This window comes from Streptomyces sp. SS8, from assembly GCF_054072955.1.
In genome coordinates this window covers 252,717-273,905 of sequence record NZ_JBSVCZ010000004.1, presented here as the reverse complement: position 1 = coordinate 273,905, position 21,189 = coordinate 252,717, and the positions used below count along the sequence as shown (strand labels likewise).

Here is a 21,189-nt window from a genome sequence, read left to right as displayed (position 1 = left end):
GTCCGCGCGACCGGGCGTGAATCCCTCCGTGCGAGGGCACGGGACACGCGTTCCGGTGGCCGCGGTCCTCCTCGTGCTCGCCGTACTCCTCGCACCCGCCGTCCTCGTCGCCGCGGCGCCGTCCGCGCGGGCCGATCCGGAGCCGAAGGCGCCCCCGGAGTTCGTGGCGCTCTCCGAGGTGGATCCGACGATCCTCCAGGAGATCCGCTACACCACCGCGCACAACTTCGTCGGCGATCCCGTGGACGGGTACCGCAAGCCGATGTGCCTGCTGACCCGCGACGCCGCCGAGGCGCTGCGCCGGGCGCAGTGGAAGCTGCTGTGGCGGGGGTACTCGCTGAAGGTCTACGACTGCTACCGCCCGCAGCGGGCCGTGGACCACTTCGTGGCGTGGGCCCAGGATCTCGGCGACCAGCGGATGAAGGAGGAGTTCTATCCCCGGGTGGACAAGACGCGGCTGTTCTCGGACGGGTACATCGCCGAGCGCTCCGGGCACAGCCGGGGCAGCACCGTCGACCTGACCCTGGTCCGGCTGCCCGCCTGGCCGACCCGGCCGTATGTGCCCGGTGAGCCGCTGACGCCGTGCTTCGCGCCCCGGGAGGAACGTTTCCCGGACAACTCGGTGGACATGGGGACGGGCTACGACTGCTTCGACACCCTCTCGCACACGCTGGACCCGCGGATCACCGGTGAGCAGCGCGCCAACCGGCTGCTGCTGAAGGAGTCGCTGGAGGAGGTCGGTTTCGTGAACTACGAGGCCGAATGGTGGCACTACTCCTTCCGGCGGGAGCCGTTCCCCGACACCTACTTCGACTTCCCCGTGCACCCCAGGTCGCTCACCGGGCGCTGAGCGGCCTCCACCGGCCGCGTGTGCCGCCCGGCGCACGGTACGCGGTGCGCCAGGCGGAGCGGCGGTACGGCACCACCCCCGTGGATCCCGTACCGCCGTCGTCCGGTGTTGGGGACGCGGCCCGCCCCATGGCGGTTCTGGATTCGGTGCGCTGTCACCCGTTCGCCACGTTTCCCGGACTCCCCGCCCGCGTCCGGGGCGGCGGGCGGGAGGCGCGGAAATGCTCGTGAACTCTGCGCGAACAACCCCTCCGGGCGCCTTCGGTGGCAGCATGCTGGTGCCGTGCGTGCCTGGACGAGCCAAATCCGATTCGCCTACCAGCCGGTCGTGGACCTGGGGACCGGTTCCGTGACGGCCCTGGAGGTCCTGGCCCGCTGCGAGGGAGGCGATGTCCTGGCCGAGGCGTGCCGCGATCCGGAGCTGGACGCCGAGCTGGCCGCGCTGGCCCTGCGGTCCGCCGCACGCCGGGAAGGACTGCTGCCCCTCCACGTCAACGTCTTCGCCGCCACCCTCGCCGGTCTCGGCGACCTTTCCGCACTGCGCCGGGCCGTGCGGGAGGCCGGTCGCCGGCCGTGGGAGGTGACGCTCGACATCACCCCGCGGCCGGCGTCGGTGCCTGGTGGGGCGCCGGTGCCCCGCGAGGCGCTGGTGGCGGCGGCCGGCGCGCTGCGCGAGGACGGCTTCCGGATCTGCGTGGACGGGATCGGCGCCGGGGACCCGCCGCTGCTGCTGCTCGCCGATCTCTCCCCCGATCTGCTCAAGGTGGACGCCGCCGTCGTGGCCGGGCTGCCGCACCGGCCCGCCTACCGTGCGGCGGTCGCCGGGCTGCGGCGGTTCTGCGACGGCGTCGGGGCGCTGCTGGCCGTCGAGGGGGTGGAGACCGAGCTGCAGTACGCGTCTGCGCGGGCGGCCGGCGCGCACCTGGCGCAGGGGCATCTGTTCGCCCCGCCCGCGCGCCGTCCGGCCGTCGAGGTCCGTGTGCCGGTGTGCCCGCCCGCCGCTCCGCCGGACGGGAGGGGCTCGCAGGGGCCGCCGGTCTCGGAGTTCCTGCACCCCGCGGCCCTGCTGCCGCTGTCGGCCTCCGCCTCCCAGGTGCGGGCGCTGCTCACCGGCTCGCCGGAGGTGACCGGGGTGATGCTGGTGGACCATGACGGTGTGCCGGTGCGCGCGGTGGACCGGGACCGCTTCCTGCTGGCCATGTCGGGCCGCTACGGCCACGCCCTGTACGCCGACCGGCCCGCGGTCCGGCTGGCGGACCGGCCGCGCACGGTCCGGGTGGGCGCCACCGCGTGGGAGGTGCTCGACGTGGTCGCCGCCGGGGACAGCAGCCGTACGGCCGACGACGTGGCGGTCGTGGACGAGGCGGGGCGCTGCGTGGGGGTGGTCCGGCTGGCCGAGGTGATCAGGGCGCTGGCCGACAGCCGTATGGAGGACGCCCCGGGGCTGGACCGGCTCACCCGGATGCCCCGCCCGGGCGCGGGCTGAGCCGCGTCCGGTCTCCCCGGCCGGGTGGTCGAACGGCCCGGCCGGGGAGGCCGGTGACACACACCGTCGGCTCCGGGACGTGGTGCGGGATGCGGGACGGAACGGGCCGCCTCCCTCTGCGGGTTGCCTTGACGGCCTTCCTCACCGGGGGAACACTTCCGATTATCAGACGGTATCGCCGCACGTCGGTCTCCATGGCCGGATGCTCCCCGGGGCGGTTCCGCTGGACACGCACGCTCGTCGCGGACGCCGGGCGGGGCGCGGCCGCGCCGTGCCGCCGGATCCGTCGGCACCGCACAACGCACCCCGCAGGGACACCCGGGGCCGCTGCCCGGGGTGAGGGCACGGAGGAGCGGCAATGAACCTTCCCACCAGCGATATCCTCATCGGCGAGATCATCGGAACGGCACTCCTGATCCTCTTCGGCGCGGGGGTCAACGCCGCCATCACGCTCAACCGGTCCAAGGCGCAGAACGCGGGCTGGATCGTCATCGCCTTCGGATGGGGCTTCGGGGTGCTCACGGGCGCCTACACCGCGGCGCCCCTTTCCGGAGGGCACATCAATCCCGCCGTGACCATCGGCATCGCCACCCAGACGGGTGAGAACTGGGACAAGGTCCCGGTCTACATCGCGGGGCAGATCTTCGGTGCGTTCCTCGGCGCCGTGCTGGCCTGGCTGGTCTACTACGCGCAGTTCGCGCTGAACCGCGACAAGGAGACCGCGATGCCGACCCTCGGCATCTTCTCAACGATTCCGGAGGTCCGCAGCCCGGTGGCCAACCTGGTCACCGAGATCATCGCGACCGTCGCGCTGGTGCTGCCGATCCTGGCCTTCGGCCTGACCAGGGGGCTGGGCGAGTCCGGTACCGCGCTCCTCATCGTCGCGCTGCTGGTCGTGGGAATCGGTCTGTCCCTCGGCGGCCCCACCGGTTACGCCATCAACCCGGCCCGCGACCTGGGCCCCCGCATCGCCCACGCGCTGCTGCCCATCCCCAACAAGGGCACCTCCGACTGGGGGTACTCCTGGGTTCCGGTGGTGGGGCCGATCATCGGCGGCGTCCTCGGGGCACTCGTCTACAACCTCGCCTTCTGATCCGGGCCGCGAGGACTGGGAACAAGGCCGCAGAGGGACCGGGGAAGAGCGGGAAGTACCGAGGACGACCAGCACAAGGGGACCGGAGGAACCGCCATGACGGACACCGCAGCCACCTACGTCGCCGCGATCGACCAGGGCACCACGTCGAGCCGCTGCATCATCTTCGACCACGACGGCGCGATCGTCGCCGTCGACCAGCGCGAGCACCGGCAGATCTTCCCCAAGCCCGGCTGGGTGGAGCACGACGCCACCGAGATCTGGTCCAAGGTCCAGGCCGTGGTCGCGGGAGCACTCGCCAAGGCGGGACTGCGCGGCCGCGATCTGAGCGCGCTGGGCATCACCAATCAGCGCGAGACGACCGTGCTGTGGGACCGCGCCACCGGCAGGCCGGTCCACAACGCCATCGTCTGGCAGGACACCCGCACCTCCGCGCTCTGCCGGGAGCTGGGCGGCGACGTGGGCCAGGACCGTTTCCGCGACCGGACCGGGCTCCCGCTGGCCAGTTACTTCTCCGGGCCGAAGGCCGCCTGGCTGCTGGAGCACGTGCCCGGGCTGCGCGAGCGCGCCGAGGCCGGCGATATCGCCTTCGGCACGATGGACTCCTGGCTGATCTGGAACCTCACCGGCGGCACGGAGGGCGGCGTGCACGTCACGGACGTCACCAACGCCAGCCGGACGATGCTGATGAATCTGGAGACCCTCCAGTGGGACTCCTCGATCCTGGAGGCCATGGGCATCCCCGAGGCGGTGCTTCCGGAGATCCGCTCCTCGGCCGAGGTGTACGGAACGACTTCGGTGGGGACGAGCACCGGGGTGCCGGTGGCCTCCGCGCTCGGCGACCAGCAGGCGGCCATCTTCGGCCAGACCTGCTACGAGGTCGGCGACGCCAAGAACACCTACGGCACCGGCTCGTTCCTGCTGCTGAACACCGGCCACCGCCCGGTGGCCTCCAAGAGCGGGCTGGTGACCACGGTGGGCTACCAGCTCGGCGGCGAGCGGCCCGTCTACTGCCTGGAAGGCTCGATCGCCATCACCGGCGCCCTGGTGCAGTGGTTCCGCGACCAGCTCGGGATCATCCGGGAGGCCGCCGAGATCGAGCCCCTGGCCGCGAGCGTGGAGGACAACGGCGGCGCGTACATCGTCCCGGCCTTCTCCGGCCTGTTCGCCCCGTACTGGCGCTCGGACGCGCGCGGCGTCGTCACCGGCCTGACCCGCTACGTCACCAAGGCGCACCTGGCGCGGGCCGTGCTGGAGGCGACGAGCTGGCAGACGCGTGAGGTCGTCGACGCGATGTACCAGGACTCCGGGGTGGAGATCACCAGCCTCAGGGTGGACGGCGGCATGACCGCCAACGGGCTGCTGATGCAGCACCAGGCGGATGTGCTCGGGGTGCCGGTGATCCGGCCGGTGATCTCCGAGACCACCTGTCTGGGCGCGGCGTACGCGGCCGGTCTGGCCACCGGGGTCTGGTCGGACCTGGAGGAGCTCAAGGCGCACTGGAAGAAGGAGGCCGAGTGGACTCCCCGGATGGACGCGGAGGTCCGTGAGCGGGAGCACCACAACTGGCGCAAGGCCGTCGAGCGCAGCCTCGGCTGGGAGGAGGACGGCGGCTGAGCCTCCCTCTCCCGGCCGGGGCCCCCTCCCTAAGGCCGGATCTCCCTCCCCCGGCGGACCCGGCTTCCGGGCCGGGCCCGCCGGGCGCCGGAGGCCGGGGGTGCGTCAGGCCGGGGAGCGCGTCGGGCCGGGAGCGCTTCCGCGGCGCCCTGGTGCGCCGGCGGTCATGGCGTGCTCCACGACCGAGGCCAGCATCTCGCGCACGGAGCCGCGGTCGCGCGCGTCGCACCGCAGGACCGGCACCGCCGCCTCCAGCTCCAGCGCGGCGCGCACCGCCTCCGCCGCGGGCCGGTGGGCGCCGTCCGAGCCGTTCACGGCCACGGCGTACGGAACGGCGTGCCGCCGGAGGCGGCCGAGTGCGCCGAGGCAGTCCTGCGGGCGGCAGGTGTCGGCGAGGAGCACCGCGCCGAGCGCCCCCTGGACCAGCTCGTCCCACAGGGGCCCGAACCGCTCATGCCCCGGTGCCGCGAGGAGGCAGAGGGTCAGCCGTTCGCTCAGGGTGATACGGCCGAAGTCCATGGCGACGGTGGCGGCTTCCCGCTCGCCGGGGCCTTCCGCCGCCGCTCCCCACGCCCGTCCGGGGCCGCCGGCCGGAGGGCCGGCCTGCGCCAGGAACTCCTCGGTGCGCAGCGGCCCGACCTCGCTGGCGGAGCCGATCAGGGTGGTCTTGCCCGCTCCCGGGCCGCCCGCCACCAGCACCTTCAGCGCCACCGGTGAGGCGGCGACGGTGCTTTTCCGGTGCTCTCGGCAGGCGCCGGAGTCCGCGAAGACCATCGGTTCTTCCTCCGCATCTCGCAGTGCGGCCCGCATCCCGCGGTGCCGCCCGTCGGAGCATGGGATCGTTCCGTACCGGCGCGGTGACGACAAGTCCCCGCGGCGGCCGGGACGTGATCAGGCCAAGTACCGCTACAGGCCGAGTACGGCCAATGGCCGCCTAGTACGGCCCTGCGCCGCCTCCGCGGGTCGTTTACGGCCGGTATCGTCAGGGAACTGGGCGGTATGCCTGTTTCTCAGAACGTCCGCACGGCCTTCTCGGCCGCTCTCTCCGCCGCCCGTTCCGCGCTTCCGGATCCCGAGCGTCCGGGACGGATCCTGACTGCGGTGGAGAGGCTGGAGAGCACCCCGCGTCTCGACGCCGCGCTCGGACCTCTGCGGCGCGCCGTGCACGCGCTTCCGCTGGGCGGTGCGCGCGACGCCCTGCACGGCCGCTGGCTGGGCCACGCGGTGCACCCGCTGATGGTGCAGGTCCCCATCGGTACCTGGATGTCCGCCGCCGTACTCGATCTGATGCCCGGGCAGCGCCGCGGCGCCGACGTCCTGGTGGGGGTCGGCCTGGCGGCGGCCGCCCCGGCCGCCCTGACGGGCTGGGTGGACTGGGCCGAGCTGCGCAAACCGCAGATGCGGGTCGGTCTGGTGCACGCCGCGGCCAACGCCACGGCCGTCGGTCTGTACTCGGCCTCGCTGACCGCCCGCCTGCGCGGCCGGCGGGGCCGGGGCCGCCTGCTGGGGTTCGCGGGACTGGCCGTGGTGAGCGCGGGAGGGGCCCTGGGCGGCCATCTGGCCTACCGGCAGGCCGCCGCCGTCAACCACGCCGAACAGGTACCCGCCGTGGTCGGCCCCGGCTGGCATCCCGTCGGTGACATGGCCGACCTGCCGGTCGGCGAGCCGGTCCGGCGGTACGCGGGCGAGACGCCGGTGGTCGTCGTCCGCGAGACCGGCGGGCAGGTGCACGCCCTGGCCGACCGGTGCAGCCACATGGCCGGGCCGCTGTCGCAGGGCACGGTCGCCGACGGGTGCGTGCGGTGCCCCTGGCACGGCAGCGTCTTCCGTCTGGCGGATGGCTGGAACGTACGGGGTCCCGCGACCTCCCCCCAGCCGGTCTTCGAGACCCGGGTGGTGGACGGCCGGGTGGAGGCGCGCCTGATCCAGGATCCGGACCGGGCACACCACCCCGTGGCCGGATCGGCCGGGCAGACCGGCCCGGCCTGAGCGGGTCTCCCGCGGCCGTTCAGGGACACCCGGGGCGCCCCGGACCCCGCCGGGGCGCCCCGGAAAGTGGCTCAGAGCGCCCGCAGGCCGTTGATCACGTCGCGCAGTATGCGCTCGTCCGGCAGTTCGGCCGGGGGCACGGGACGGGTGACGCGGACCAGCTCGGCCTCGACGAGATCTCCGACCAGGACGCGTACGACGCCCACCGGCAGGTCCAGCACGGCCGCCAGTTCGGCGACCGGCTGAGGGGACCGGCGGCACCGGGCGACGATGTCCAGGTGCTCCGGGCCGAGTACGCCGGTGCCGCCCGCGGGCCCGGCGGGCGTCTCGGCGACCACCAGCGCGACCGGGTCGATACGGCTTCCTGTCTCGCTGCGGGTGCGGCCGCGGGTCATGGTGTACGGCCGCACCACCGGCCCCGCGGCGTCGTCGAACCAACGGTCCGTCATGGCGGGCTCACCCCGCACCGGTCGCGTCGCGCCGGGGCTGCCCGGCCCGGCCCGCCGGGCCGTCCGGGAGCCGGTCCGGCTCACCCGTCGCCCCCGTGGCGTCCTCCCCCGTGCCGTGCACTGCGGTCATCGGCCGTCCCCCTCCAGTGTGTCGGTCGCGGTGCCGTGTCGTCCGAACCGGTTCCACCGTCCGAGCCGTTCCCGTCCTCCGGGGCGTCCACACCCGTGTCGCCGGGGGAGTTCACGCTCCGCTGCCGGCCGCGTCGCAGTCCGTGCTGGAACGAGGCCATCCGGGCGCGCGCCCGGTCGGCGTCCCCTCCCCGCTCCCGGCCCCCGCCCCGGTCCTCACCCTGTTCCGGCTCCCTGCTCCCCTCCGGTGCCCGGCGGGTGCCGGGCCGCAGCTCCCGGACGAGTCCGGCGCCGCCGTTCTCGCCGGGCGGGCGGCGGGACATGGGCCGCGGCGCCGGATCGCCGCGGTGGTCGGCGGCGTGGCCGCGCAGCAGGGTCCCGACGTCCGCGCCTGTGCCCCTGGCCTCCCCGGCGGGCGGTTCCGGTCCGTCCGGGCCGCCCCGGCCCGCCGCTATGGCGGGCCGGGCCCCGCGCAGCGGGAGGCCCGCGGCGGTCCGGGCGCGGTGCTCCCCGGTGTCCTCCTCCCCCGCCGCCACGGCGTCCGGGGAGACGCCGGGGATCTCGGTGAGCAGCGCGCCGGGGACGAGTACGACGGCGGTGGTGCCCCCGTAGGGCGAGGGCTGCAGGGAGACGCGGACGTTCTGGCGCCGGGCGAGCCGGGAGACGACGAACAGACCGAGCCTGTCGGTGTCGGAGAGCCGGAAGTCGGGCGTCTCGGAGAGCCGGAGGTTGGCCTCCAGCAGCGCGTCGGGGGACATGCCCAGGCCCCGGTCGTGGATCTCCAGTGCGAAGCCGCTGGGGACCCGCTCTCCGAGCACCTGGACCGCGGTGTGCGGCGGCGAGAACACCGTCGCGTTCTCCAGGAGTTCGGCGACGAGGTGGGTCAGGTCGGCGATGGCGGCGCCGTCGACCGCGAGCGGGGGCATCGGCCGCACCTCGACGCGCTCGTAGTCCTCCACCTCGGAGACGGCGGCGCGGACGACGTCCATCAGGGGGATGGGTTTGCGCCACTGGCGGGAGGGCGTGGCGCCGGAGAGGATGACCAGGCCCTCCGCGTGCCGGCGCATACGGGTGGTGAGGTGGTCGAGCCGGAAGAGGTCGGCCAGTTCCCCGGGGTCCTCGGTGCGCCGCTCCATCGCGTCCAGCAGGGTGAGCTGGCGGTGGAGCAGCACCTGGCTGCGGCGGGCGAGGTTGACGAAGACCTCGGAGACGCCGCGGCGCATGTCCGCCTGTCTGACGGCGGCCTCGACGGCGGCCCGCTGGAGGGTGTTGAGGGCCTGCCCGACCTGCCCGATCTCGTCGCGCCCGTACTCCAGACGCGGCGCCTCGGTCTCCACGTCGACCTGCTCGCCCGCGGCGAGCCGCCGCATGACCCCGGGCAGCCGTACGCCCGCGGCCTCCCCCGCCTCCCTGCGCAGGGCGCCGAGGTCGCGGACCAGGCCGCGGCCGATGCGCAGGGAGACGGCCACGGAGACGACGACGGCCGCGAAGCCCAGGATTCCGACGACAGCGGCGCGCAGCAGTACGGAGGCGGCCTCCGGTTCGACTCTCCGGTGGTAGCGCTCGCCGGTCTCCCGGTCCATGCGCCGCAACTCCTCCAGGGCGGTACCGGAGATCTCCCGCCAGCGTTCCGCGTCGAAGGCCTTCACCGCTCCCGCGGCGCCGGCGCCGATGATCTCGTCCTCGGCCGCGCGCAGGGCCCGGCCGTCGGTGCCGGACCAGAATCTGCCGTATCTCTCCCGGTCCTCGGCGGGGAGCACCGAAAGGTGCGTGCGGTAGGTGAGTTCGCGCTCGGCCACCCGGTCGGAGACGGCCCGAAGCTGATCCCCGGTCATCCGGCCGGCGGTGAACGCGGCGGCCAGCAGGGCGTCCTGACGGGAGAGGTACTCGCGGGCGCGGGAGAGGCCGATGAGGGCCCGGCCCTCCCTCTCCAGCCGGACGTCGTCCACCCCGCGCATGCCGGTGAGGAAGGTGTGGCACGGGTCGATGAGGGCGTTGTACGCGTCGTAGGCGTCCTGGCGCCCGACGGCGTTGTCGGTGACCCGGGCACGCACCTTCTCCAGCCGGTCGAGCGCGGCGAGCAGTTCGTCCAGACGCCCGCGGGGGTCGTCGTCCAGCTCACCGCGGATCTCCTCGCCCCCGGCCCGGGAACGCAGGGCCGCCACCGCCTCGTCGGTGGCCCGCCGGCCGTCGTGCAGGGCGGCCAGGGAGTCGGAGCGGCGCGGGTCGGCGAGGTGGACGAGGGTGTGGCGGCGCTCGGTCTGGAGGGCGCGGACGGCTTCCTGGACCGGTTCGCCGAGCTCGCCCATGACGGCAGCGGCGTCCAGCAGCCGGTCCGCCTCACGGCCGGTGATCACAGTGGCGAACACCCAGATCGAGGTGAGCGCCACCAGAGGGACCAGCAGCAGCGCCACGATCTTCCGCCGGATCGACTTGCCGCGAAAGCGCATGGCCTCCCCTGTGTCCATCCCGTCGAACGGGAGCATGGGTTCCCTCAGCAAACGGCGCGAGCCTACTACTGGTAACGGGCCGGCCGTGGGCGCGTCCGGGACATCGGGCATCCGTACGGCGCCTGTCGTGCGCTGTTGTGACGCTGTGTTGTGATACGCCGGATGCCGCACGGTGCGCGGGGAACGCGCGCACGGCAGGGCACGGGGAGACCGCATGGGGCTGAGCAGGACCGACTGGGGACCGGGTGGATTCGATCAGTTTCGATGGGACCGGGATGAGGATGTGATGTACGAGGAGAGTGGAGATCCCGTGGACACCGGACCGGGGCTGCCCGACCCGGTACGGGCGGCGGCCGTGCGCGCGGTCGTCCTCGTGGCCGTGACCCTGGTGCTGGTGATGGTCGCCGTCCTGTGCTCCCTGGCGCAGGTGTGGCTGGCCCTGCCCATGGTGCTCGCGGCGGTGGCGGGCACGGTGGTCACCACCTGGGGGGTGCTGGACGTGTGGGTCACCCGGCAGATGTGGAACCAGCGCAACGGGGTGGTCTCCACGCCGAGCAGCGTGGCGCGCGAGCGCGGTGGCTTCCGCCGAAGACACGGCTGACGGTCCGGGGAGCCGGGCTCCCCGGGCCGCGGGGCTCTAGGGGGAAACCCCCACAACTCCGCTTCGGGAGAGCCTCGTTGACCGGGGATTCGGCAGGGTGCACGCCCTCCTCGGGAACGATCACGCCGTCCGGGCCGGTCGCCGAGGATGTGGTGCGCGGCGGACACCCCGTCCGCACCACCGGAGGAGCCGATGAGACAGCGCACCCGTACCGCCCTGGCGGCCGCCCTCGTCCTCGGGCTGACGGCGGGCCCACTGGCCCTGCCCGCGGCGGCCCACACCCGCCTCCCCGCGGCGGCCACCGGGGAGGCCGACCCCGCGGGGCCCGACGCCGATGCTCTGCGTGCCGCACTGACCGGACTGCCGGACCGGGACGTGACCGCGGCGCTCGTACGCGTCGGCGGCGACGGCGCCTGGCGCGGCGCGGCCGGGGTGCGGGACCTGCGGACCGGCGCTCCGGTCCTGGAGCACGGCCGTTTCCGGGCCGGGTCCGTGACGAAGTTGGTGACCGCGGCCGTCGTGCTGCAACTCGCCGCCGAGGGCGGGGTGGACCTCGACGCGTCTGTCGGGACCTATCTGCCGGAGCTGCTGACACCTGCTTTCGGGAAGCCTTTCACCGTGAGGCAGTTGCTGAACTTCACCAGCGGGCTCCGGCCGGGCGGCTCGCTCGGCGACACCGTGGAGGAGGGGTACCCGCACCGCTTCGAGACGCTCACGCCGCGAAAGGTCGTGGCCGCGTCCGTCGCCAGGGGACCCGCGCACGCTCCCGGAGAGCGGCAGGAATACGGAAACATCCACTACACGGTGCTGGGCATGCTGATCGAGGAGGTCACCGGGGACACCTACGAGCACCAGGCCGCCACACGTGTCCTTCGGCCGCTCGGCATGCGGCACACCTCCTTCCCCGACGGTCCCGACCCCCGTGTCCGCGGTCCGCACAACCGCGGCTACGACTGGATCGACGGCAGGCTCGTGGACGTCACCGAGTGGAACGTGTCGGACCGCTGGGCGGCCGGTGACATGATCTCCACCACCGCGGACCTGGAACGTCTCGTCACCGCGCTGTTCGGCGGGGATGTCGTACCGGAGCCGCAGCTGGAGGAGTTCTTCACCGTGCCGGACGTCCCCGGGACGGGCGTGGCCGCGGGCGGCATGGCTCCGTACGAGGTGAACGGCAGGAAGGTCTGGGGCAAGACCGGTTCCCGCCCCGGCTACCAGACCGTCGTCGCCGCGACGCGCGACCTGTCGCGGACGCTCGTCTACTGCGTCAACAGCACCGACGCCAAGGGGGACGCGATGGGTAACGTCCAGCGCTTCGCGTTCCCCGCGTTCAACCGCTGAGCCGTCGCCCGGTGGGCGGTCCCGCCGGACCGGACCAGTCACCCGCGGCCTCAGGAGCTGCCGGGGGCGCTCGCCGGGGTGGCCTCCTCACCGGGGGCGGCGGGCGCCGGGACGGCCGGGACGGAGGGCGGCGCCTCCTGCGCCCGGCCGGCTCCGTCGGGGCGGCGGAACATCCGGGTGGCGGTGATCTCGCCGTGGACCGGCTCGGACTCCGGATCCCGCCTGGGAAGCCCCGGCCGCAGGTGCTCCTCGACGCTGATGTACTTAAGCCCCGCCCTCAGGTCGGCGTCGTTGCGCAGCCGGATCACCAGGGGGAACTCCGCCAGCGCCGTGGTGTCGAACAGACCGGTGGTGTAGATGAGCTGGACGCCCAGCGCGTCGGCCACCGCGCGCTGGAGTTCCAGCAGATAGGTGGCGTTGGCCCGGCCGATGGGGTTGTCGAGGAAGAGCGTGCCCGCGTGCCGGTGCCGGTCGCGGCCCCGGTCGTTGCTGCGCAGCGCGGCCATCGTGCAGTACAGGGCGATGGCCGCGGTCAGCAGCTGGCCGCCGGAGAAGACGTCCCCCATCTGCCCGACCGGCACCCGCTCGGCGCGCAGCACCGCGTCGGGCTTGAGGATCTCCACCGACACCCCGCGCGGCCGGAGGGCGGCGTGCACGCCGCGCAGCAGCAGCGTCATGCCGTCCCGGCGCAGGTCGGAGTTGCGGCGCACGGCCGCCCGGGTGGCCTCGTCGATGACCTCTCCCAGCCACTCGGTGAGGGCGGCCTGGTCGGGGTCCTCGAAGCGGATGCGCAGGAACTCCTGCCCGGACCACTCCCCCAGCCCGCCGGGGAGCCTGGACAGGCGCTGCGCGGAGCGGAGGGTGGCCAGTGAGGACTCCACCAGGCCGCGCAGCCGGTCCACGATGCTGTCCCGGTTGCGCTCCAGTTGCTCCAGTTCGTCGGTCAGGACACGCAGCCGGGGTTCGAAGGCGGCGGCCCAGGAGGCCGCGTGATCGGGCAGGGCGGCGGCGGGGAGTTCGCGGATCTGCTGGCGGGCGGGGGTTCGTACCTGCTCGTAGCGGGTGGAGTTGGCGTGCCGCACCAGGATGTCGCTCGCCTCGCGCACGGCCGACTCGGCGGCGGTGAGGTCGGCGGCGCAGCCGCGCAGGGAACGGCGGGCCTCGGCGGCCGCCTGCCGGGCCTGGTCGAGGGCGCCGGCGTACGGCTCGGGCCGCTCCCCGTCCTCCTCCGGGCCCGCGCCGCCCGCGCCGTGCGGGTCTCGCAGCAGGTCGCGGAGCATGGCGGCCAGTTCGTCGAAGGCGCCGGCGGCGTCCTCGGCGGCGCGCTGGGCGCGCAGCAGCTCGGCGTGAGCTGCGCGGGCGGTCTCCAGTTCGTCGGTGCGGGCGGCCAGTTCGGTGTTGGCGCCGCGCAGCAGGGTCTGGGCCTGCTGCGCATCGGCGGGGACCAGTTCCCGCGGCAGATCGGTGTAGGCGTCCCGGTCCTCGCCGGGGGCCAGACGCTCGGCCTCGCCGCGCAGTCGGCCGAGCTGCTCGCTGGCTGCCGAGGCACGGGACTCCAGCATCTGGACCAGGGCCTCGGCGCGGGCCGCGGCGGCCTGCCGGGAGGGGCCGTCGGCACCGTCGGGCCCCTCCAGGAGCTGGGCGGCGCGGGTGCGCACCTTGTTGGTGAGCCGGTCCAGGGCCGCGCGCGCGGCGCTCTCGTCGCCCTCGGCACGCGCCTGCTCGGCCCGCAGGTCGGCGCCGACCCCGACCTTCTCGTAGAGCTGGGAGGCCGCGCGGTACGCCTCGCGCAGGGCGGGCAGGGAGGCGGGAGGGCCGGCGGGCGGCGCGCCGGTGTCCGGGGCGTCGGCCGTGTCGAGCGTGTCGGGGGCGCCGGCGATCTCGGCGCGCTCGGCGCGCAGCGCGCGGGCGGTGCGGCGCGCGTCGTCGGCGGCGCGCTGGGCCGCGCGCCGGTCCTCGTCGGCGGCGCGGGCCCGCTCCAGGCAGGCGCCGGCCCGGGCCTCGGCCTCGGCCGCCTCGTCGGCCAGCTCCCGCAACCGGGTCTGCCACTTGGCGCGCTCGCGCAACCGGAAGGCGAGTCCGGCCAGGGCGTCCGCGGAACGGCGGGCCTGCTGGGCCCGTTCCTGCCTCTCCTCGCGTACGCGGGCGGCCTCGGCGGCGCTCTCCTCGGCCTCGGCCGCGGCGGCGCGGGCCTCCTCCAGGTGCTGCCGGGCGGTCTCGGCGGCCTCGGCGGCGGCCCGGGCCCCGGCAGCCAGCTCGGCCAGGCGGCCGGGCGGGCAGCCGGTGCGCCAGGAGGCGATCCGCGCGGCCAGGGAGCGGTCGGCGGACAGCCGCGCGGCCAGGGAGCGGATCTCCTCGTCGCGGGCTGCGGCGCGCTCGCGCAGCCGGCGGCGCTCGTCGTCGGCCGCGTGCTCGTCGTGCATGGCCGGGTTGGGCGGTACGAGGAACACGCCGGAGCCGTCCGGGGCCGCGGCGCTCTCGCCGCCGGGCGCGGGGACGGGCGCCAGCAGCGCGGCGGCGGTGCCGACGGCGACGGCCGAGCGGGGCAGCAGGGCCGCGCCCGCCAGGACCTCCCGGGCACGGGCGTGGCTTTCGGGATCGGTGATGACGACACCGTCGACCAGCTCGGGCCGGGCGGCCAGGACGGCGGCGTGATCGGCCGGGTCCACGGACTGGGCGAGGTAGCGCCAACCGGGCAGGGCGGGGATGCCGTGCTCGCCCAGGTACTCGACGGTGGCCAGGACGTCGGGGCCGGGCGGCAGCAGTCCGCCGTCACCGAGGGCGCCGAGGATGCGGGAGTCGTCGGCGGCGGCCGTGCGCAGGTCGAACAGCTGGCGCTCGGCGGTGGCGACCGACTCCTCCAGCAGCTCGCGCAGGGTCTCGGCGTTGCGGTCCAGTTCCTCGGCGTCCAGCGCGCCGGAGGGGCCGGGACCGGAGGGGCCGGGCTCCGGGGAGGCCGCCGACCGCTGTCCGCCGGGCAGTCCCAGCAGCTCGGCCAGGCGCTCCTCGGCGCCCAGGGCCTCGGCGGCGCGCCGCTCGGCAGCGTACGCGCTCCCGGCCGCCTCGGCGGCGTCTGCGGCGCGGGCCGCGGCCAGTTCGGCGCGGGAGCGGGCCGCTGCCGTCTCCCGGGCGCGGTCGGCGGCGCCGCGGGCGCTCTCGCGCGCGGTCTCCCACGCGGCGACGGCGGCCTTCTCGGCGTCGCTGGCGGCCAGGGCCGCGCGGGCCGGGTCGGCGTCGGGCGAGGAGCCGTCCAGCCAGCCGGCGCGTACGGCCTCGGCCGTCTCCTGTTCGACCTCGGCCAGGCGCTGGCGCAGGTGATCGCCCTCGCTGCGGGCACGCTGGGCCTCGGTGGCGGCGGCGGTGGCGTCGCGGTGGGCGGCCTCGCCCTCGCCCTGCAGGGCGGTGGAGCGCTCCTCCTCCTCGGCCGCGAGGTGCTCGGCCTGCTCCGCGGCGGCGTGCAGGGCGCGCACCAGCTCGGTGGCGGCCCGGGCGCGGGCGGCCAGCGCGGGGGCGGCGTCGCGCTCGGCCTCCCGGATGGCCGCGGCGACCCGGGTGGCACGATCGGCGGCGGCACGGTGCGCCAGCACCGTCTCGGCCGCCTGCCAGGCGGCGTGCAGGGTGCGGGCTTCGCTCAGCTCCCGGCGCTGGGCGGCGGCGCTCCTCTCGCCTGCGGCCAGCGCCAGGCAGGCGTGGCGGTAGGCGAGTTCGGCCGCGATGAGCCCGGCGCGCTCGCGTTCGCGTTCGGCGGCGGCCGCGGACCGGGCCGCGTGGTCGGCCCGCTCGGCGAGTTCGGCGGCGCGGCCGCGCTCCTCGGTGCCGCGGGCGGACAGTCGCCGGGCCAGGGTGCGGGTGCGCTGCTCGGCTCCGGCGTGGACGGCGCGGGCCTGCTCCCGGTGCCGGGCGGCCTCGTCGATGCGGCGCAGCAGGTCCAGCGACCCGGCGGTGAAGTCCTTCTCGGCGGTGAGTTCGGCGCGGCGGCCGAGCTTGTGGGCGAAGCCGTGCACCAGGTCGGCCAGCCCGTCGGTGTCGCGGGTGTCGGTGACGGCGCGCAGCAGCAGGTCGGTGAAGTCGGAGTCGTTCTTGACGGCGAACAGGCCGGCGGCCTCGCCCTCGTCGGCGTTCATCTCCCGCTGGTAGCGGAAGAGTTCGGGGTCCAGGCCCAGGTGGCCCAGGTGCTCGTTCCAGCGTTCGTGGACCTCCTCCCAGACCACGTCGAGGTTCGGGTAGGCCTTGCCCGTCTCCACCAGGACGTCGCGGAAACCCTTCATGGTGCGGCGCCGACCCCGGGCGGCGGAGGCGCCCTCGGCGACGGGCCGCAGCGCGGTGGACTCGGCCACCGGCAGGGAGTCCAGGTTCATCCCCGGCCCGGGCCGGAAGCTGTACCAGGCCTCGGCGAACTTCCGCGGGTCGCTGGAGACCTGGCGGCCGCGCCACTCGCTGACCTTGCCGACGACGACGGTCTCCCCGGTGAGGGTGTGCTGCCACTCCAGGGCGACGTGCCCGCAGTCGTCGGCCAGCAGGAACTTGCGCAGCACCCCGGAGCTGGCGCCGCCGAGGGTGTTGCGGTGGCCGGGCAGCATCACCGAGAAGATCAGTTTGAGCAGGACGGACTTGCCGCCGCCGTTCTCCAGGAAGAGCACGCCGGCGGGCGCGGGGCGGCGCGGCGGGCCGATCGGCTCGTCCTCGAAGAAGTCCGCCTGGGCGGGGGCGGGGCTGGGCACCGGCTCGCCGACCCCGCGCAGGTCCAGCACGGTGTCGGCGTAGCGCGCACCGGCGGGCCCGATGGAGTAGAGGCGGATCCGGGACAGCTCGTACATGGCGGCGGGGCTCTCGTTGTTCTGGGGTCGCTGGGGACGGGGTTCAGCTGTGGAAGGGCAGTCCGGCGTCGGCGGCCGGCTCCAGGGCGTCGGGGTCGGGGGGCGGCAGCAGGGTGGCGCGGCCGTCGCCGACGGGCACCACGCCCAGCTCCAGCAGCTCTGTCATGGCGGCGCTGCCCGCCATGTCGCGCACCTGGAGCTGGTAGCGGGCGGTGGTGCGGTAGGTGCCCCCGGCGTCGTCGCCGGTGCGCTGGAGGAAGCCGGAGTCGGCGAGGAAGGCGGCGGCCTTGGCGACGATCCCGGTGGTGGAGCCGGCCAGCCGGCGGGAGTCCTTGGTGGCCCCGGTGGCACTGCGCCGGGTGTACACCCGCCAGGCGGCCTCCAGGCCGGGCGCGTCGCTGGCCGGGTCGGTGTTCTCGCCCTCGCGCTCGGCGCGCTCCTCCAGTCTCCGGCAGGCCTGGCGGACGAAGGCGTCCACGCCGTTGACGGAGATCCTGCCGACGTAGCCGTCGTCGGCCAGGTCCTCGGGGCGGGGGAAGGCCAGGGCGGCGATGGCCAGATGGGCCAGGCCGTGCAGGAAGCGGTCGGTGGAGTCGGAGGTGGCGCGGCGGGCGTAGTCGCCCATGCGCACGGCGAAGACGGAGTCCTCGGCGGCGGTGACGGCCATCCCCGCGCGCGGGGAGACCTCCAGCACGACCAGCCCGAGGCCGGTGGCGACGGCGTCGGCGAGCCGGGCGAAGGCGGGCTCCTCCCGGTAGCGGCGCAGCAGTTCCGCGTACTCGGCGTCGCGGGCGGGCAGCAGCTTGGGCTGGAGGCCGAAGGAGACCAGCCGGGCGGCGTCGGCGGCGTCCGGCGGAGCGAGGGCGGCGGGCCGCCGCGCGGACTCCGGCGGGCCTTCCGTTCCGGGCGTCCCGTGTCCGCCGGGCCCCTCACGCTCGTCGTAACCCTCGTAACCCTCGTAACCCTCGTAACCGACGTGACCGCCGTATGGGCCGTACTCGTTCACGATGCCACCTCCGTACGGTCGGCCGCCATCCCCTCGGCGTCCAGCAGGGCCGTCCCCACCACGAGGTCGGCGCCGCCGAACTCCGGGTCGTCCAGTTCCGTGCCGTCGTCCACGGCGAACAGCAGGCGCCGCTCGCCCTGCCGGTAGGCGGTGCCGACCGGCGGGCTGGCGGCGTGCACCGCCAGCAGGGCCACCAGATAGGGCAGCTCCGGGTCACGGCGGCGGGCCTCGGTCAGCAGGCCCGACAGCCGGCGCGGGGCGTCGGCGGGCAGCTCCAGCAGCTCCCGGGCGGCCTCCATCTGCTCCTCGCTGAACCGGCTGTCGTCGGGGGTGGCGACCAGATCCGGCTCGGGCATCTCGGCGCCCAGATGCTCACGGGGCACGGGCGGGGTGAGGAGCATCTCGGTCAGGTCCCCCAGGCGTACGGCCGCCGGGGCGCGCAGCCCGGTGCCGCGGGCGAAGAAGGCGTCGGTGACCTTGCCGGCCCGCTCCACCGGCAGCGGCAGCAGGGGCGCCAGCAGCTGCCCGTACAGATCCAGGCCGGAGGCGGCGGCGGGCGGGGCGAAGGCCTGCCGGTCCTGCTCGGCGCGGAAGAGCGGCCCGGCCTCCAGCAGCCGTGACTGCAGCTGGGTGTGGCGCCGGATGCAGTCCTTGACGATGTCGACCAGTTCGGCGGCGCGCAGCTTGTGGTCGGGGTTCTTGTCGGCCGGTGCCTCGTCCCGCGCCCTGCGGATGTTGGTGAGGATGGCGTTCTCGTGGCGGTAGCGGTCGGCGACGTGGTCGAGCGCCTCGGCGATCATGTCGGGGACGGCGTTGAGCCAGTCGACCGCGCGGACGTTGCGCCGGGTGGCCTCCAGGGTACGGCGCAGCGTCTCGGCGTACTGCACGGTGCGGTAGCGGGCCTGCTCGGCGGCGAGCTGGGCGTCGGCGAGGCGGCCCCGGCTGACCAGTACCTCCAGCTTGACCTCGGCGGCGATCTGCGCGCTGGTGACATCGGTGTCCAGGGCGCCGACCAGGACGTTGACCGCTTCGTCGGTGGTGCGCAGGTACACGCCTCCGCCCGGCCCCGGCACCTCCTCGATCAGCTTGAAGTCGTAGTCGCGCCGCACGTACTCGCCGTCGGGGCCGAAGGTGCCGTAGACGGCGCGGAAGCCCCGGTCGACGCTGCCGACGTTGATCAGGTTCTCCAGGACCCAGCGGGCGACCCGCTCGTGCTCGGCGGCGGGCCGCCGCGGGGCCTGGGCCGCCACCCGCGGCAGCAGCCGGGCCACTATCTCCTCGTGGTCGGCGCCGGTGTCGAAGTCCATGTGCAGGGTGACCAGGTCGATGGCGGCCAGCGCCACCTCCGCCATCGAGTACGTGCCGTACTCCCCTGCCAGGTTGGCCTTGCGCGCGTCCAGGTCGTGCAGGGGCGCGGTGCAGGCCAGTGCCCGCAGGCGCCGGGCCAGGCCCTCGTCGGCGGCCGGGCCGGGTGCGGGCCGCCCGGCGCCGGGGGGCGGTGCGGATACTGCTGTGGTCACACGGCACAGATTAGGCGCTGACACTGACAAAGATCGAAACGGCGGGTATGCGCCCTGTCCGCGCGGGCCTCGTCGGCCGGGGCGCGGCGGCCCGGCCGACGAGGCCCGCGCGGCCCGGTCAGCGGGCCGGGGCGCCGTCGGAGTCGAGCCGGCCGCGCACCGCGCTCTGCACGCCCTCCTCCTCCGCCGGGTCGGCGGCCAGCCGGCGCAGCCGCTCGACGACCCGGGTGTCGCCGGTGGCCGCGTGGCGGGCGGCGATCTCGCGGGTGGACTCCTCGCAGTCCCACAGGCACTCGATGGCGAAGCCCGCCGCGAAGGAGGGGTCGGTGGCGGCCAGGGCGCGGGCCGCCCGGCCGCGCAGCTGGGAGGAGGAGGTCTCGCGGTAGACGTGCCGCAGGAGGGGGGCGGCGCGCTGCACGGCCAGCCGGCCGGCGCCGTCGACCAGCGGCCGCAGACCGTCGCGATCGGGTCCTTCGGTACACACCGTGCGGCGCAGCGCGGCCAGGACCAGGGGGGCGTCCCGCTCCGTGCCGTGGCAGGCCAGCAGTGCGGCGGCCGCCGTGCCCAGGGCGTCCTCGCGCCGCGCCCACCGGCGGGCGCGGTCCAGCGCGGCGGCGCCGCGCATCCGGGCGAGGGCGTCCAGCGCGGCCCGGGCGGCGGTGCCGGAGGGGTCGTCCGCGCCGGAGGCGGCCGGGTCCGCCACGGCGGCCTCGATCAGGTCGAGCGCTGCGGGGTCGCCGCGCTCGGCGAGGTGGCGCAGGGCGACGGCGCGCGCGATGCCGGGGCCGGACCGGGCGGCGTCGAGCAGTTCGGGACGGTCCTCGGGCCCGGCGACGGCGGCCAGGCAGCGGGCCGCGGCGGCCTCGCGGTGCCGCGGGTCGCGGCCCGCGGGCGCCCCGGGCCCCGCGGGCCCGGAGGCGAGCGGTCCGTCGGCGGCGGGGTCGGCGGAGAGGAGCCGGTCGCCTTCCTGTGCCCAGTCGAGCACCGCGCGCACGCTCCAGCCGGGGCGCGGCCCGGACGGCCTCATCTGGCGCTGCCAGCGGCCGAAGGAGCCCTGTTCACGGGCGTGCGCGAGGCGTTCGCCCTGTTCGGGACGGGTCGGGTCCTCGGCCCACAGCCTCCAGGGCCTGGGCTCGAAGGCGTCGCGGACGGCCGCCGCGAGTTCGGCGTCGCCCTCGGGGGTTCGCGGGAAGCGCGCCAGGACGGCGGGGCCCAGCGGACGCAGTCCGGTGTCGTCGTCGCGGACGGCCAGTTCGTCCAGGGCCCAGCGCCAGTTGGCGCCGCGCGCGGCGTAGCGGCGCAGCAGCAGCAGTGCGCCGCGGTCCCCGTAGGAGGCCAGGTGCCCGAGGACGGAGAGGGCCAGTCCGGTGCGTTCCTCGCCGGTGTCGGTGAGGTCGTCGGGGCCGAACAGGTGCTCCTCGATGTCGTCGAGCCCGGCGTCCAGCTCCACGTGGAGCCGTGCGTAGTAGAGGGAGCGGTGCTCGAGCCGCCAGTCGCGCCGGGGGTCACAGCGCAGGCAGTGACTCAGCGCGGCGAGCGCTTCGGCACGCGGGGCCGCGAGAGCGTGCAGCGTGCCGTCGCCGCGGCCCCTCTGGAGGAGGCCGAGCAGCGTACCGCTGGGCGCTATGTCGGAATCGACGGAATCGGCGAACATAAGGTCAGCATCCGGTGCGGGGTGAGGGACTGGCAACGGGATTTCCGCTCTCCGGTGTTCCGGCCGGTCACCGCGGGTTCGGCCCCCGTTCGTCCCGGGGTCTTCCGCGGCTTCCCGGCACCGTGCGGAAAGCGGTCACTCCGGCCGCCGAAGGATACCGGGACCGCGGCGCCGCGCCGAGTCCGCGC

Annotated in this window: 13 protein-coding genes and 1 pseudogene; 7 read left to right on the top strand and 7 right to left on the bottom strand. The window is 75.3% G+C overall.

The features are described from left to right. The first annotated feature begins 55 nt into the window (after window positions 1–55). The 4 genes and pseudogenes from ACW69E_RS06520 (at window position 56) to glpK (ending at window position 5,045) form a co-directional block, all read left to right on the top strand. Window positions 56–850, top strand: coding sequence for a M15 family metallopeptidase (locus tag ACW69E_RS06520; RefSeq protein ID WP_457497215.1), 795 nt, complete (start codon window positions 56–58; stop codon window positions 848–850). A gap of 282 nt (window positions 851–1,132) precedes the next feature. Then, window positions 1,133–2,317, top strand: a pseudogene (locus ACW69E_RS06515) (EAL domain-containing protein); the annotation flags it as partial. Window positions 2,318–2,693: 376 nt separating this feature from the next. Continuing rightward, window positions 2,694–3,428 carry an MIP/aquaporin family protein gene (locus tag ACW69E_RS06510; RefSeq protein ID WP_457497214.1) on the top strand — a complete coding sequence of 245 codons (735 nt, stop codon included), beginning with the start codon at window positions 2,694–2,696 and terminating at the stop codon, window positions 3,426–3,428. Between the two features lie 96 nt (window positions 3,429–3,524). Beyond that, entirely contained in the window at window positions 3,525–5,045 is a 1,521-nt protein-coding gene (gene glpK, locus ACW69E_RS06505) for a glycerol kinase GlpK (protein ID WP_457497213.1), read from the top strand. A 105-nt stretch (window positions 5,046–5,150) separates the two neighbouring features. On the opposite strand, the gene ACW69E_RS06500 is transcribed toward glpK, so the two are convergent. Beyond that, window positions 5,151–5,819: a GTP-binding protein gene (locus ACW69E_RS06500; RefSeq protein ID WP_457497212.1), complete on the bottom strand. Its 669-nt coding sequence runs from the start codon at window positions 5,817–5,819 to the stop codon at window positions 5,151–5,153. Between the two features lie 225 nt (window positions 5,820–6,044). Between ACW69E_RS06500 and ACW69E_RS06495 the strand changes: the two genes are divergently transcribed. Next, window positions 6,045–7,034: a Rieske 2Fe-2S domain-containing protein gene (locus tag ACW69E_RS06495; protein ID WP_457497211.1), complete on the top strand. Its 990-nt coding sequence runs from the start codon at window positions 6,045–6,047 to the stop codon at window positions 7,032–7,034. A gap of 71 nt (window positions 7,035–7,105) precedes the next feature. On the opposite strand, the gene ACW69E_RS06490 is transcribed toward ACW69E_RS06495, so the two are convergent. Together ACW69E_RS06490 and ACW69E_RS06485 are read right to left on the bottom strand one after the other, a co-directional pair. Then, complete coding sequence (locus ACW69E_RS06490) at window positions 7,106–7,483, bottom strand: DUF742 domain-containing protein (RefSeq protein WP_457497210.1); 378 nt, start codon at window positions 7,481–7,483, stop codon at window positions 7,106–7,108. Between the two features lie 80 nt (window positions 7,484–7,563). Beyond that, window positions 7,564–10,062, bottom strand: a complete 2,499-nt coding sequence (locus ACW69E_RS06485) for a sensor histidine kinase (protein WP_457497231.1) — start codon at window positions 10,060–10,062, stop codon at window positions 7,564–7,566. A 310-nt stretch (window positions 10,063–10,372) separates the two neighbouring features. Between ACW69E_RS06485 and ACW69E_RS06480 the strand changes: the two genes are divergently transcribed. After that, the gene (locus ACW69E_RS06480; RefSeq protein ID WP_457497209.1) at window positions 10,373–10,663 is read left to right on the top strand and encodes a hypothetical protein; all 291 of its coding nucleotides are present in this window, start codon (window positions 10,373–10,375) and stop codon (window positions 10,661–10,663) included. A 192-nt stretch (window positions 10,664–10,855) separates the two neighbouring features. Then, complete coding sequence (locus ACW69E_RS06475) at window positions 10,856–12,004, top strand: serine hydrolase domain-containing protein (protein ID WP_457497208.1); 1,149 nt, start codon at window positions 10,856–10,858, stop codon at window positions 12,002–12,004. 50 nt (window positions 12,005–12,054) lie between these two features. Here ACW69E_RS06475 and ACW69E_RS06470 read toward each other — a convergent pair whose 3' ends face one another. The 4 genes from ACW69E_RS06470 to ACW69E_RS06455 form a co-directional block, all read right to left on the bottom strand. Further along, window positions 12,055–16,821, bottom strand: a complete 4,767-nt coding sequence (locus ACW69E_RS06470; RefSeq protein ID WP_457497207.1) for a hypothetical protein — start codon at window positions 16,819–16,821, stop codon at window positions 12,055–12,057. Window positions 16,822–16,864: 43 nt separating this feature from the next. Further along, on the bottom strand, window positions 16,865–17,827 hold the full coding sequence (locus ACW69E_RS06465) for a hypothetical protein (protein ID WP_457497206.1): 963 nt from the start codon (window positions 17,825–17,827) through the stop codon (window positions 16,865–16,867). Continuing rightward, window positions 17,824–19,347, bottom strand: a complete 1,524-nt coding sequence (locus ACW69E_RS06460; RefSeq protein WP_457497205.1) for a hypothetical protein — start codon at window positions 19,345–19,347, stop codon at window positions 17,824–17,826. Before ACW69E_RS06460 ends, ACW69E_RS06465 begins: the two co-directional genes overlap by 4 nt. Window positions 19,348–19,465: 118 nt before the next feature. Beyond that, on the bottom strand, window positions 19,466–21,001 hold the full coding sequence (locus ACW69E_RS06455) for a HEAT repeat domain-containing protein (protein WP_457497204.1): 1,536 nt from the start codon (window positions 20,999–21,001) through the stop codon (window positions 19,466–19,468). Window positions 21,002–21,189 lie beyond the last annotated feature (188 nt).

Bases quoted from the DNA above. Each gene is read 5' to 3' on its own strand.
- ACW69E_RS06510 (WP_457497214.1), top strand. From the start codon at position 2,694: ATGAACCTTCCCACCAGCGATATCCTCATCGGCGAGATCATCGGAACG.
- glpK (WP_457497213.1), top strand. From the start codon at position 3,525: ATGACGGACACCGCAGCCACCTACGTCGCCGCGATCGACCAGGGCACC.
- ACW69E_RS06500 (WP_457497212.1), bottom strand. From the start codon at position 5,819: ATGGTCTTCGCGGACTCCGGCGCCTGCCGAGAGCACCGGAAAAGCACC.
- ACW69E_RS06495 (WP_457497211.1), top strand. From the start codon at position 6,045: ATGCCTGTTTCTCAGAACGTCCGCACGGCCTTCTCGGCCGCTCTCTCC.
- ACW69E_RS06490 (WP_457497210.1), bottom strand. From the start codon at position 7,483: ATGACGGACCGTTGGTTCGACGACGCCGCGGGGCCGGTGGTGCGGCCG.
- ACW69E_RS06485 (WP_457497231.1), bottom strand. From the start codon at position 10,062: ATGCGCTTTCGCGGCAAGTCGATCCGGCGGAAGATCGTGGCGCTGCTG.
- ACW69E_RS06475 (WP_457497208.1), top strand. From the start codon at position 10,856: ATGAGACAGCGCACCCGTACCGCCCTGGCGGCCGCCCTCGTCCTCGGG.
- ACW69E_RS06470 (WP_457497207.1), bottom strand. From the start codon at position 16,821: ATGTACGAGCTGTCCCGGATCCGCCTCTACTCCATCGGGCCCGCCGGT.
- ACW69E_RS06455 (WP_457497204.1), bottom strand. From the start codon at position 21,001: ATGTTCGCCGATTCCGTCGATTCCGACATAGCGCCCAGCGGTACGCTG.